This window comes from Chroococcidiopsis sp. TS-821, from assembly GCF_002939305.1.
In the GTDB taxonomy this organism is placed as follows: Bacteria; Cyanobacteriota; Cyanobacteriia; order Cyanobacteriales; family Chroococcidiopsidaceae; genus Chroogloeocystis.
This window is the reverse complement of record NZ_MVDI01000008.1, coordinates 129723-144452: the sequence shown is the minus strand read 5'-3', so window position 1 is coordinate 144452 and position 14730 is coordinate 129723. Positions and strand designations below refer to the sequence as shown.

At 46.2% G+C, this 14730-nt stretch carries 6 protein-coding genes; 1 reads left to right on the top strand and 5 read right to left on the bottom strand.

Annotated features, from left to right (window positions below; all coding sequences use genetic code 11):
* Positions 1-3: 3 nt before the first annotated feature.
* From B1A85_RS18360 to B1A85_RS18350, 3 genes are all read right to left on the bottom strand, one after another.
* Positions 4-4494: a type I polyketide synthase gene (locus tag B1A85_RS18360; RefSeq protein ID WP_104548186.1), complete on the bottom strand. Its 4491-nt coding sequence runs from the start codon at positions 4492-4494 to the stop codon at positions 4-6.
* A 151-nt stretch (positions 4495-4645) separates the two neighbouring features.
* The gene (locus B1A85_RS18355) at positions 4646-8086 is read right to left on the bottom strand and encodes a non-ribosomal peptide synthetase (RefSeq protein ID WP_104548185.1); all 3441 of its coding nucleotides are present in this window, start codon (positions 8084-8086) and stop codon (positions 4646-4648) included.
* A 409-nt stretch (positions 8087-8495) separates the two neighbouring features.
* On the bottom strand, positions 8496-9962 hold the full coding sequence (locus tag B1A85_RS18350; protein WP_104548184.1) for a 3-oxoacyl-[acyl-carrier-protein] synthase III C-terminal domain-containing protein: 1467 nt from the start codon (positions 9960-9962) through the stop codon (positions 8496-8498).
* Between the two features lie 453 nt (positions 9963-10415).
* Here B1A85_RS18350 and B1A85_RS18345 point away from each other — a divergent pair, with 453 nt between their 5' ends.
* Positions 10416-11729, top strand: a complete 1314-nt coding sequence (locus B1A85_RS18345) for an MFS transporter (RefSeq protein WP_104548183.1) — start codon at positions 10416-10418, stop codon at positions 11727-11729.
* A gap of 102 nt (positions 11730-11831) precedes the next feature.
* On the opposite strand, the gene B1A85_RS18340 is transcribed toward B1A85_RS18345, so the two are convergent.
* A complete protein-coding gene (locus tag B1A85_RS18340) occupies positions 11832-13154 on the bottom strand; it encodes a salicylate synthase (RefSeq protein ID WP_104548182.1) in 1323 nt (440 codons plus the stop codon).
* A 26-nt stretch (positions 13155-13180) separates the two neighbouring features.
* Positions 13181-14716 carry a benzoate-CoA ligase family protein gene (locus B1A85_RS18335; protein ID WP_104548181.1) on the bottom strand — a complete coding sequence of 512 codons (1536 nt, stop codon included), beginning with the start codon at positions 14714-14716 and terminating at the stop codon, positions 13181-13183.
* Positions 14717-14730 lie beyond the last annotated feature (14 nt).

Below are 14730 nucleotides of genomic sequence, written 5' to 3'. Positions count from 1 at the left end.
TGTTTACAAATTCTGTTGTGATGCCAACTGCGCTTGCACTTCATCGAGGGATAAATTTTCAATTTCGGCAAGGAGGCGAGTCATTTCGTCCGAGTCATCTGGTTGCAATTGTGCAGCGATCGCACTTGCTAAGCCTGCGACAGTAGGTGCTTCTGAAAGTAATACCCGCAGTGACAAATCAACGGAATATAATTCACGCAACCGCGACACGATTCTTACTGCTAGTAATGAATGTCCGCCTAACTCGAAGAAATTATCGTTGACTCCTACGCGTTCGATTCCGAGTTGTTCTTGCCAAAGTGCCGCTATTTGTTGCTCTATTTCGTTGCTAGGAGCAATATAAGTTGTCGGTAGCGATCGCGCATGATTTGATGGTGTATCAACAGTATTGACTGAAGTATCAACTGCAATGCGCTCTTGTTTGGGGTTGGTTTGCCAATCTTTCGGCGAGACTATGACTTGATTGCAACGACTTTGGAGAATGCGATGTAATGCCTCGATTCCTTCTTGAGGAGCGATCCCTGTCTTGAGTGCTGCCAAACGCTCTTGCTTGAGCGCATCGGGCAGTTCAGCAATTTTTTGCGCTCCCATACCGATTTGCCACATATCCCAGTTAATTGATATGACGCGTTGTTGGGCGCGCGATCGCGCAAAGGCATCGAGAAAGCAGTTTGCTGCACAATAGTCAACTTGTCCCACACCGCCTTGAATCGCACTCAACGACGAGAACAGCACGAGAAAATCAAGCGGTTGATATTGACTCAGCACCAGCGTACCTTGCACTTTCGGTCGCATCACATTAGCCGCAGTTTCAGCCGTTTTGAGTTGAACGATGCCATCGCCTGCAACACCTGCGGTATGAAAAATGCCGTGAATTTGACCGAAGGTTTGCTCGACGCGCGTCATGACAGCTTGCATTTCTGTTGCATCGGCAACGTCAGCACTTAAAACGAGAACTTCAGCGCCGATCGCTTCCAAGGCTTGAATTTTTTGGAGCTTGACAGATATCGGGTCTTGTGCATCTTTGCACCAGCGTTCCCACTCTTGACGCGGTGGTAGCGGTGAACGGCTAACTAATACGAGTTTGGCTTGAACCGTGTGGGCAAGATATTCGGCAACGGCTAAGCCGATTTCTCCTAGTCCTCCGGTAATCAGGTACACGCCTTGAGTCCGCAATGCTGGCTCAACAGTTTCTAAACGCAGCGGTTCGTAGGTAGGAATCCAACGGTAATTGCCGCGATAAGCAACTTGAGGTTCCGTTGCAGGCGATCGCATTTCTGCAATCATTTGGTTGATATCTGGTGAAGGAAGAACATCAATATGCCGACAAGTCAGATTAACGTATTCTTGCGCAATGACTTGACACGCTCCGAGTACAGTTGCTTTTGCAGGGTGGATCTCCTCAGTGCCAATAACTTCTTGAATATTGCTTGAAACAACGTGAATTGGAATTGTCGGACTTTGGTGTTGTCCCAAAGCTTGCGCTAAATAAAGTAAACTGTAAAATCCCAGCGTTTGCGATTCGTCAAACGAAAGCTCTGCAAGCGTCCACAGATGCGCAATGATTGGGGCTTCGTCGCGAGCAAGGACTTCTTGAATTAGAGTTTGATAGTGTTCGCGATCGCCTGGATGAAGCGTGTAAACATTATCGTGGTGACTATAACTTTCACCGGCATACACCAGAATAACTTGATGTTCTTGTTGCTGTAGTCGTTGGGCGATCGCTGTGGCTACGTTGTTGCGATCGGCAAAGATCAACCAACATTGCTTTTGCTTGTTGTTGATAATTTGTGGTATAGGCGAACGCTTCCACGACGGGATATAAAACCAGTCGGCGATGTCCGTTTTACGTGTCGCCACAGCGCTGCTTGACGATGCTTGGGGTGGTTCAATCCAATATCGCTGACGTTCAAAAGGATACGTCGGTAGCGGTACGCGGTGACGTTGCTGGCGTGCGTAGAAGCTAGCCCAATCGATCGCAACACCTTCTAGCCAAAGTTTTCCTACTGTTTGCAAAAGAAATTCGCGATCGCCTCCGGTGCTGCGCGTAGCGCAATCGCCTGATTGTGCCTTGGGATGCGGTAAAGACGCAAAAACACTTTGTGCAGCTTGTTGTTTTGTTAAAGTGCTAAGTGTCGAGCCTGGTCCAACTTCTAGAAAAATCGGGTCGGGGAGATTTAATAGTTCAGCAATTCCTTGGGAAAATTGGACTGTTTGCCGCAAATGCTGTGCCCAGTATTGTGGATTTGCAGCTGTGGCTGCGATCCACGTACCTGTTACGTTTGAGATAAACGGAATTTGTGGCGGGTTAAGGCGAATCGACTCGAACTGTTTTAAGAAAGGTGTGACAACGCTTTCCATCATCGCTGAATGAAACGCATGGGAAGTATGCAACAAGCGACTCTCAATTTTCTTAGCAGTTAATTCGCGTTTTAGGTTTTGGATTGCCTCAATTGTTCCAGAAACGACGCACAGGTGTGGGCTATTACTCGCCGCCAGCGAGAGTGATGCGTGTAAGAATGGTTGTACATCTAGGGCAGATAAATGAACAGCAAGCATTGCGCCAGGAGGCTGTTGCTGCATCAGTTGTCCGCGTACTGCAACCAATTTCAGCGCATCTTCGAGTGAAAAAACTCCAGCAAGACACGCCGCGACATATTCGCCAATACTGTGTCCAATCATCGCCCTCGGTTGTACGCCCCAAGACATCCACAGTTTTGCTAGTGCATACTCAATGACAAAGAGTGCAGGTTGAGTAAAGGCAGTTTGCCCTAGTTGCGTTGTTTGAGCTTCTGCCGTAGTAGGATAGATGACTTGACGTAAATCTATATTGTGTTGCGCAAGGATAGCAAATTGGCGATCGCATTCAGCTTGAAACAACGGTTCGCTGTTGTAAAGTTCCCGCGCCATGTTGACGTATTGCGAACCTTGTCCAGGAAACATAAAAATGACAGCGCGATCGCTTGCTTGCGTATAACCTGTAACAATCCGCTGCGGATCGTCGAGTGCTTGAATTGCTTCTTCTACAGTTTGCGCGACAACCATCCGCCGATAATCGAAAGAGCGACGACCGATTTGCAGCGTATAAGCAACATCAGCTAAATTGATTTCAGGTGATTGACGAAGGCGATCGCGCAGATTCAGCGTTGCTTGCGTTAACGCTGTCGCTGTTTTAGCCGATAACGTTAAAAGTTGATATCCCTGAGTTGTCTGTTTGGGTAAAACAGGAGCTTCTTCTAGTACGACATGGGCGTTTGTACCACCGAACCCAAACGAACTGACTCCCGCACGACGGGGATTGCCGTTAGATTTCCACTCGCGCAACTGAGTATTGACGTAAAACGGACTTTCGGCAAAATTAATCTGCGGATTGGGAGTCTCAAAGTTAAGACTAGGGGGAATTTGCTGGTGATACAGTGCCAGAATCGTTTTAATTAAACCTGCAATTCCTGCTGCGGCGTCGAGATGTCCGATATTCGTTTTCACTGAACCGATCGCGCAAAACTGTTTTTGGTTTGTTGACTCGCGAAACGCTTGCGTCATTGCGGCAATTTCAATCGGATCGCCTAATGTTGTTCCTGTACCGTGCGTTTCCATGTAGGAAATCGTTTCCGGTTCCACTTCAGCAATCATTTGCGCCGTGCGGATCGCGCGTGTTTGCCCCGCCTCACTCGGTGCGGTGTAGCCTACTTTCAGCGCGCCGTCGTTATTAATTGCAGAACCTTTGATGACAGCATAAATACAGTCGCGATCGGCGATCGCATCTTCAAGCCGCTTCAAAACAACGACTCCAACGCCATTGCCGCCAACTGTACCATTTGCCCGACAGTCAAACGCGCGACAATGCCCATCAGGAGAAGCAATTTCATCGGGAGATAACGTTAATTCGTTTTGCGGTACTTTAACAGCAACTCCCGCCGCTAAAGCCATATCGCATTCGCCACTGAGTAGACTTTGACACGCCAAATGCACCGCGACTAACGAACTTGAACACGCTGTCCCGACACTTATGCTTGGTCCTGTGAGATTTAATTTGTAGGAAACTCGCGTAGGTAAGTAATCTTTATCAACTCCCACTAATGTTTGCAAAAAACCTCGCGATGCCATGAATTCCTGGTTGGGGCTGAGGTTATACAACAGGTACGTTCCCATCCCTACGCCAGCAAACACGCCAATCGATTTATCCGCATCGGTACTGTAACCAGCATTTTCGAGTGCTTCCCAAGCACATTCTAAAAAGAGGCGATGTTGCGGGTCCATTGCTTCCGCTTCGCGGGGATTAAAACCAAAAAATGCCGCATCAAATTGATCGACGTCTGATAACACGCCACCAACTTTAGCGATCGCATTTGCAGGTTGTGTATCGTCTGTAAAAGTAGAAATTAATTCAATTCCTGCTGCTAAATTGTTCCAAAATTCTTCAATATTCTTGCTCCCTGGAAACCTTCCAGATAAGCCAATAACTGCAATTTCTAAACCATTTTGATTGCTCATGTTGCTTTCTCGCAATGATGATATAAGATCCTCCGACTGAAGTCGGGAATATAGAGGCATGTAGGCAGGCACGCCACAATCAAACTCTGAATCTTAATTCCACGCAGGTGGATTTTGTTCGTTTAGCTGCGGATTCATTCGCCAAGCTCATTTATTTTGAAATTCTTGATTTTTCAAACTTTTGTTTAATTCGATTTTTACCTTGAATTAATTTTTGCGATGCATGATTGCGTCGCTCATTTTCATCAGTTTTCTGCGATTGATTTAATCGCTGAGCTAAAGTTCTAATTGTGGGGTAGTTAAATAAATCAATAATTGAAATTGATTGAATTTCTGTTGGTAAAACTGTTGCTAGCTTTCTGTAGATTGTTGTGATTAATAAAGAGTTAGCACCCAGGTCAAAAAAGTTATCAGTGACTCCTACCTTGTCGAGTGATAATACCTCTTGAAACACAGTGGCGATCGCCTGCTCAATTTCGGTTTGGGGAGCCGCATACGTCCTTCGCGTTGATGAGGCGACATCTGGCGTTGGTAGTGCCTTGCGGTCAATTTTGCCATTTGCTGATAGTGGCAGTGCATCGAGAAAAAGAAACACCGCAGGTATCATATAATCTGGCAGTTTGTTGCTCAAAAACTGACTGAGTTCGTCAACTGTTGGTGGTGTTGTATGGGGTACGACATAGGCAACCAAACGCGCTGCATCTACAGCTTTGACAACCGCAGCTTTGACCCCTGAATGTTGCATCAACGCCGCCTCAATTTCTCCAGCTTCGATACGATAGCCGCGGATTTTGATTTGAAAATCAACTCGCCCTAAAAATTCAATGTTGCCATCGGGTAAATAGCGACCAAGATCGCCAGTACGATAAAGTCGTTCGCCTGTGCGTGGATGCGCGATAAAGTGAGCCTTTGTCTTTTGTTCGTCTTTCCAGTAGCCTTTGGCAAGTTGCACGCCTGCACAATACATTTCTCCTGGCACCCAAACGGGACAATCTTCTAAGGCTTCGTTTAGTATGTAGTATTTCGTATTAGTCATCGGCTGACCGTAAGGAATGCTTTTCCAACTCGGATCGACCGCATTTACTTCATAGCCAATATTCCAAATCGTCGTTTCGGTTGGTCCACCAATGCTCAATAATTTAATATCGGGTACGATCGCTTTAAGGCGGTTAGGCAGCGAAACTGGTAGCCAATCGCCGCCTAAAATTGCCAAGCGCAAACTCGAAAGCGTTGCTGAAAAATCGCCTAAGCTATTTACCAACATTTCCATCATCGCCGGAACCGAGTTCCACAACGTCACTTGTTCGCGTTGAATTAACTTTGCCCAGTGGTGCGGATCTTTAACTAAACACGCATCAGGAATCACAAGCGCGCCGCCAGCACTGAGTAAACCAAAAATGTCATATACCGATAAGTCGTGATTGAGTGCGGTTAATGCGAGAATGCGATCGCTTGCATTTATCCCAAATCGTTGATTCGTGTAAACTACCACATTCGCTACATTGCGGTGCGTAATCATCACGCCTTTGGGCAAGCCTGTCGAACCAGAAGTATAGATGACATACGCGAGATCGTCGGGTGTTTGAACTGATGCGAGTACTTCCTGATGATGAACAAGTGCATCATCTACGCACAACCGCTGAATGCCTTCCAGCCAAGGTAATTTCTCATCCAACCACGATTGCGTCAGCACGATTTTGACTTCGCTGTTTTTGAGGAGATACGCCAAGCGTTCTGCTGGTAATTTAGGATCGATCGGAACGTAAGCAGCGCCAGCCATTAAAATGCCCATGACGGCAACGATTTGTTCCCATCCTTTATCCATGACAATGCCAATTAGCTGATTGGGAACAGCGCCAGAAGAACGCAATTGATGCGCAATGTGATTTGCGCGATCGCATAATTCTTGATAACTCAGCGTTCGTTGCGACGCAATCACCGCTGGGCGATCGGGGTTTTGGCGAACTTGATTGATAAATAGTTCGTGCAACAGCACATCTGGAATCGGTGCATCGGTGGCGTTGATGGCATTGCGTTGCGCTAATTGATGTGGCGGAAGTTCGCGGGTTGTCTCGTACCAAGCGGCTTCAGAATTTGCCAGTTGTTGCAGAAAGCGGCTGTACGTCGCAAACATATCGGCGATTAACCCATCAGGAAATAAACCTTCGACGACATCCCAGTTGAAAGTCAAGGTGTCTTTTTCTTCCCAAACTTGGACATCAATCCACGCTTGTGAGGCTTGGCTAATACCGTAAACCAACTCGCCAAAATGACTAAAAGTTAATGTTTCCTGCCCAATTCCAGCAAAACCCAACGTACTTGTAAAAATGACTGGCAATGCATTCGGTGTGCCACCTTGTCGGCGTGTGAGTTCGCGGGTGACGCGCACGCCACTAAAGTAACGATGTTCTAAGTCTTGCCAAAGTTGCTTTTGAATTTGCAATGCGCGATCGCGAAATGATTCATGCTTTGAGTTATCGACGGCTAAAAGTGTTACCGACGTGAAGTCGCCCAAGATATTATTCACTTGCGGATGCATCGGCAAGCGATTAAACAATGCTAAATTCAGCGTAAATTGCGGGCTACTCCACAGCGTTAAAATTTCGGCAAACGCCGCAAGTAAGGCTCCTGTTGGCGTCAGACCAAAGTTTGTGGCTTTTTGTTTGAGTTGTTGCCAGTCTGAGGCTTCCATGCGCGCGTTGTAGCGTTGGCAACGGTGTTGTTTGAGTTCTTTCGGGTTTTTAGCTAAAGGTAAGCTGGGTGCAGGTGGTAACTTGTCGATGCGGTTGAGCCAAAAGAATTGCGATCGTTGATAAAGTTGTGTTTGCACAAGTGATTGCTCAGCCAGAACATAATCGCGAAACGAAAGTTCCAACGGTGGCAAAGTGCATTCAGGATTTTGATAAAGCTCAAACCATTCTTCAAATAAACGAAACAAACTCCAAGCGTCAAACACAAGGAGATCGTAGCTAATGTGTAACCGAACTTTATCGCCATCTAAGCACGTTGCGCGAAAGTCAAACAGCGGAAATCGATCGGCGGGTAAAACTTGATGCGACATTTCTTGACGAATTGCTTCTAGCTGCGTCGCAACAGTTTCTCGATCTTGTCCTCTTAAGTTCAAAACTTTGAGTTGATAAGGCGGTACATCTTTAAGAATTTGCTGTTGTCCGTCAGGTAGCACAATAGCCCGCAGCATATCGTGTCGCGCAATTAATCGTTGCAACGCGGTGTTGAGTCGCGCTACATCAAGATTGTGACCTTCAATTTCGTAATAACCGTGATTGGAGACATGACCGAGTTCTAACACGCCACTGCGCCCGATCCAAAAGGCGTGTTGCATATCAGTCAAGGGAAACGGTTCATAACGTAACTCTGGCGCGGGCGCGATCGCTGGCAAATCATTCACAAGTGTACTGCTATTATGTTGCTGCAACAGTGCGAGCAGTTCAGCTTTGTGTTGCACGAGTAAATCGCGTAATTCTGCCGTCAATTTCCCTTGCGGAGCATCAACGCGCAATGCATCTCCATCAACTGATAATTTAATGTCGCTGTTTGCTAGTAAGTTCAGCAGTGAATGCAAATTGTTCATATTTTTGCACAATGAATAGCTAAATTCTGAGCAGCCCTTAAGATCGTTTCGCTTTGAAGTTGCTATAAATAGGGAGCAGAGGAAGCAGAGGGGCAGAGGAAGCAGAGGGGCAGAGGAAGCAGAGGGGCAGAGGAAGCAGAGGAAGCAGAGGGGCAGAGGAAGCAGAGGAAGCAGAGGAAGCAGAGGGGCAGAGGGAGAAATTAATAGTAGTTCTTATTTAGTGAAATCGTATAAATCTTCCAGTGGAGACTTAGTTCTGAAAGACAAAGGCACGCTCGCCAGGTCGATCTATGTAAAGACACAGTAGTAATTAAGTTTTTAAAAATGACAAGACTAACGCAAAATCTCTCTAAAGTTCTTATTTCTTTGCGTGCTTAATGTTCTGCCCTATGGAAAGGCTACGCCTGTGTTACAAATGCACAATTTCCCGCGCTGAGGTTGAAGTTGCCGTTTTGGAGTTCACAATTTCTGTCACGACTAATTGATCGCACAAAAATTTTACGAGATCGGCGATCGTTGTCTCTCCAAAGAATTTTTCCATCGGAACTCGCACTTTTAAATCACTTTCAATGCGACTGCGCAAGGCGATCGCTAGTAAAGAATCAAGCAATGTACTCAACAATACGTGAGAATGAAGTTGAGCCGACGCACGCTGGGTAGAGTGTGCTAGCCACTCGCACAGATAAGCTTCCAAAAACGCATAGCGTTCTTCTGGGTTAACAGCAGCTGGTAATCGCACAGGATCCACATGCGGCGGTGTTGCTACCACTGATGTCGCTTGCTGTGCAATTGTTGATGAATCATCTGTTGAACTTATAGCAACATCTCCCCAACGCATAACAGTCGCCGCAGCTGTCGCCCCAGCACCGTTAGCGTATACCAATACCAAATCATCTTTACCAAGCTTACCTGTGGTAACAGCGTGATAAAGATTAGCAACCGAGTATACTGGACCTATATTTGCGTACAGCGGGTAAAGATTCATCACGCGCTGCGGATCAATACCAAGGGCTTTGGCACAGACGCTTGCATACCAGGCAGTTGGTGTATTGACAGCAAACACGCTAATTTGATCGAGACTTACGCCTGCGGCTTTGACTGCTTCTTGACAGCAATGGCGGATACAATCAACCGCAGTTTCGGCTAAGCTACTCGCGTTTTCGCCTGTACGAGTTTGAATACGCGGTTTACCTTGGGCATCAACGACTAATTCATGTACGTACGCTCCATACGTTGTAGATGTCGATACAATTTTGGTACTGAGAATGCCTTGATTTGGTTTGACAGAGCCTACAATAAATGCTCCCGCACCGTCACCCATCGACCATGAAAGCGTATCTTCGTCGTTGACACAACGCGAACCAATATGCGAGACAACGATTAAGACACGATGATAAACTCCAGTCTGAATGAATGCTTGAGCCGTTTGCAACGCAATCAACGCACTTGCGCAAGTCGATTCTAAATTCCAAGCAGGGCAACGCAATCCTAGTTCCCTTGCTAGCAAAGCCGCTAATCCTGGACCTACTGTATCGGGAAAGAGTGAAGCAACGATCGCTAAATCAACTTCATCTGCTGTCAGTTGCGCTGATGAAAGTGCTGCTTGTGCTGCACGACATTCTAGCGTCAGTGACGATTCGTTACTCGCCAACACGCGCCGCCCAACGCTACCCCGAAAAGGATCGCTAAGATATGGAGCGACTTCTTGTAACCAGATATCAAGCCCATTTTCGCTTGATGTAAGCTGCGGTAGCCTAGCTTGTCGTTGTGTTTGATTGCCTAATTGCGGAAATTTTGCCAACCAATAGTCGTTGGTGCGAGTTGTTTGGGGAAAGCTAATTGCCAGTGAGCGAATACCGACCGATGGCGTTGTCATAGCAAGCTCTTAAAGAGTCGAAACTCTTGTTGATTAATATTCTCAAAAAGCTATTTAACACTATCACAGGTTTTTCTCTGATACAAGCCAAGATGAAAAAAATTTGCAAACTCTAAGTTAAAGAATTGTGTTATAGAATTAACTCCTGCCTACATTCCAGCGACTAAGGCAGTAATTTGTTTTCAATATCAGCATTTTTTAAATGTTTCAGCAAGAACTTTAGAAAAATTTACTGCAAAATAGTAGCAATAGTTCTCAAGTATTATATACTGCGAATGCAATTGTTGTGCGATCGCTGCTTGAGCGATTTGTAATTCTCTTCATCACTCAATTCTCTACCAGTCTAAAAAAGTTACGACAAACTATGCTCATTAATTCTCCCCTGCTCCTCTGCTCCCTCTGCTCCCTCTGCTTAACTCCAAATAACAATCCTTAAACCCCAACAATATAACCGTGCGTACCTTCACAATTCTCTGGAGCGGGCAGATGGCATCTGCGATTGGGACGGAAATGACCCAATTTGCGCTCACAATTTGGATTTGGCAAGCAACACAAGAGACAACAGCGATCGCGCTGATTAGTTTCTTCTTTCAGCTACCGCAAATCTTGATTGCGCTGTTTGCAGGTTTAATTATCGATCGCTTCAGTCGCAAGTACTTAATGATTTTCAGCGATGTAGTTGTGGCGCTGTGTACGCTTTTGATTGGGCTATTGTACTCCACCCAAACTTTGCAACTTTGGCATCTTTATAGTTTAGCGATCGCCTACGGCTGCTGCGGACAAATTCAAACCTTAGCTTTTACTGCATCAATTTCATCAATTGTGCCCAAGCAGCACTACGCCCGCGTCACCAGTCTGAAGACTCTCGTCAACTATAGTTCTGCAATTATTGCGCCAGCTTTAGTTGGTCTTTTGTATCCCACAGTCGGTTTACTCGGCATCATTGCGATTGATATTGCCACATTTGCGGTGGGAATCTTTACCGTATTTTTAATCCATATTCCCCAAACGTTTGATTTAGAAGCCACAACACTGACAAGTAAAACAATTTGGAAACAACTGACATGGGGTATCCGCTATATCTTAGCTAGACCTAGCCTACAAGCAATGACAATCGTTTTCTGCTTATTTTTATTTACCTACCACATGAGCGAAACCTTGTATCAGCCATTGATTCTGGCACGCACAGGTGGAAGTGCGCAGGTATTAAGTACAGTTGTCATTGCAGCGGGTATCGGCGGTGTTGTTGGGGCAGTGGGTTTAAGCATTTTTGGTGGCTTTCAGCGCCAAGTACGCGGGATGTTGCTGGGGTTTGTGGGCACTGGCGTGGGTAGTATTGTCTTAGGATTAGGGCGCGTACCGAGTATATGGATTGGCGCGCAGTTCTTTGCGGCGTTGAATATTCCGCTCGTGTATAGTTCGAGTTATGCAGTGTGGTATGCCAAGGTTAAACCAGATATTCAGGGGCGAGTTTTAGCCGCTGCGCACACCATTGGTTTAATTGTGGGTGCAGTTGCAAGTTTAGTCGCAGGACCTTTAGCTGACCAATTGGAACTGACAATGACTTCAGGAGGGTGGATAGCGTCGATATTTGCACCGCTAGTAGGAACAGGTTCCGGCGCTGGCATTGCCTTGTTGTACATTACGATCTCACTTTGTATGGTTTTGATCGGTGTGGGCGGTTTTGCATTTCCCACGCTACGCAACGCCGAAGATCTGTTACCTGACTACGATCGCGATCGCGAAGAAACAAAATCTCATTCCTAATTCTTTATTCTCCTCTGCCCCTCTGCGTCCTCTGCCCCTCTGCGTCCTCTGCGTCCTCTGCCCCTCTGCGTCCTCTGCGTCCTCTGCGTCCTCTACTTTCTATCAACCACGCGATCGCAAAACTAGATTGCTCAACATCGTATTCATCTTATTAACCGACTCTAAATATTCATTTTCTGGTATCGACTCGGCGACAATTCCCGCACCAGCGTTGAAATGAATTGTATGACCGTATTGGTAAACCGAACGAATTGCGATCGCAATATCTGCCATTCCACGACTATTTACCCAACCAATACCCCCAGCATAAATTCCCCTTGGTTCGGCTTCCAAAGCGTCAATCCATTTCAAGGCGCGATATTTATCAATACCTGACACCGTAATTCCAGGAAACAAAACTTTTAAAGCATCCCAAAGTGTTTTTCCTGCTTTGAGTTGACCGCCCACTCGTGATGATAGGTGTTGCACGCAGCGATATTGTTTCACTTGCATAAAATCGTAAACTTGCACCGTATCTGGCGAACAAAACGCCGCCATTTCTGCTTGTGCTAGCCAAATAGAAAGCGCGTGTTCTTTGACTTCTTTGGCATCGGTAAACAACTCGCGATATAACTTTTGATCGTGTTGCGCGTTTTCAGCACGGGGTCGAGTTCCAGCGAGAGGATTGGTAATAATGCGATCGCCATCGACTTTCATCAAAATTTCAGGGCTAAAACCCACAGCGCGGACGTTGTCGAACTCAAAACAATACGATCGCGCGCTGTTATTGCTTTGCGCGCCTAAACAATACGTTCCTAGCACATCCATCTCACCTTGAACTTGCACCGATCGCGACAGAATGGCTTTGTGCAAATCTCCTGCTTGAATCGCTTGAATTAATTTGCCCACTTGCGTTTGATAGTGCGCGCGATCGCTAAAATCAACTTCTAGTGGCGTCGCTGTATAGTTTTGCGTTGAATTATCAACTGACAAAGCTTCGAGAATTTTGGTTAGCGATTTAACGCTGCGGATGCGGATACCTTTCGCTGTTATATGTAACTCGGTTTCCGGAATCACAAAATAAAGTAACGGCTGCGCGATCGCCTTCGTATAGGGGTAGTAAAAACGCGCGAGATCGAAACTGATGTAACCGTACGCCGTCCAATCTTCGATAGGTAAAGACGCGAGGATCGACTCGACTTGCTTGAGTGGATCGCCTATCGGTTGCGATTGAGTTTTTCCGAAGCGATCGCACACAACCGCATCGCTACTAATAGTAATACTGCACAAAGCATTACCAGCAATACGCGTTTCCTGCTCGCTTTGGTACAGCATATAACTGGAAAGCCCAAGACTCAACAACGTTTGCAACAAGCATTGCGGATCTTTTTGTACAGGAACAAACAACTCATGGTAAACTAGCGGATCGCTGACGACCTGATACATAGATCAATACCTAAGGTAATTAAGATTCAAACTTCAACTAATGTGTTTTTCAGTAATGCTTGACGATGCACTTTCCCAGTCGGCGTGCGCGGTATCGTTTTGAGAAAATGAATGCTTTTAGGTACTTTAAACGACTGCAAATGCGCCTTCAGCAGCTGGCGAATGCTGTTTTCTAAATCATGGGAAGCTTCATAACCGGCTTTGAGACTGACGTAAGCAGTGACCTGAGTTAATTGCTCGTTCTGCACTTCTGGAACAACAGCCGCATCTAATACACTTTCGTGCTGAAGTAACACATCCTCAACTTCAAACGGCGACACCCACATCCCATTAACCTTAAAAAAGTCGTCTTTGCGTCCCATAAACCGAAAATAACCATCTGCATCGCGGACGTACTTATCTCCGGTTTGCATCGTTGTTCCGTAAAGCGCGTTGCGAGTTTCGCGCAAACGATTCCAGTACCCTAACATCAAACTTTCGCCGCTCACTTGTAAGTACCCAATTTCACCAGGTTGTGTGGGAACTCCTTGTTCGTCAACGACTTGAACGTCATAGCCTGGAACTGGGCGTCCTGAAGTTCCTGGATGACACGCATTAGGGGTGTTTGATAGAAAAATGTGCAACAACTCTGTCGTGCCAATTCCTTCGCAAATCTCCATACCGTGTGTTTGTTGCCACTTCAACCAAATCGTTTTCGGTAGTTGTTCCGCAGCAGAAACACACAGTCGCAGTGATGATGAATTCAGCGGCGCAATTTCATGCACAGCCAAAATACCCGCGTAAATTCCAGGAATACCAAACAAAATGGTTGGTCGATATTTTTCAATGTCTGCGATAACGTCAAACGCATTTGCCGCATCAGAAAGAATCGCAGCAGCACCGACTGCCATAGGCATATACAATGTATTCCCTAACCCATACGCAAAGGGCATCTTGGCTACTGAGTAGATAATATCGTCTGCGCGTAAGCCTAAAACTTGCTTGCCATAGAGTTCGGCACAAACAACCATACTTTGATGCAAGTGAATTACGCCTTTCGGTCGCCCTGTACTTCCTGAGGTGTATAGCCAGAATGCGGGTTCCTCCGGTGACGTTTCTGCCCAAGCGATCGCATCGCTTTGTTGTGCTAAAGACATTAACGGGCGATCGCCGTCGATCGTCAGAACATGTTGCAAAAATGGCGACTCAATCTTTCCTAGGTTATTTAACCAAGCTTGCGTTGTTACCAAAATTTTGGCACGCGAGTCTTGCAAAATATATTGAATGTCATCCGCTGTGCAAGCTGTATTGATGGGAACTGGTAAGCTTCCTAGCCAAATTGCACCCCAAAACGTAAAGACAAATTCGGGCGTATCCGGTAAAAGAATCGCGATGCGGTTTTCACGTTCTAGCCCTAGTTCAGCAAGGAGTTTTGCCATCCGTTGCACCCAAGTGCGCACTTGAGCATACGTATAGGATTGATCCTGGTAATAAAAGGCAATCCTTTCACCGCGTTGCTGCGCCAAGTCTAGAAAATAAGCTGCTACGTTAAAGATTTTCGGTAATGCAGAAACACTTTCCATCTTTTTTCAAATTT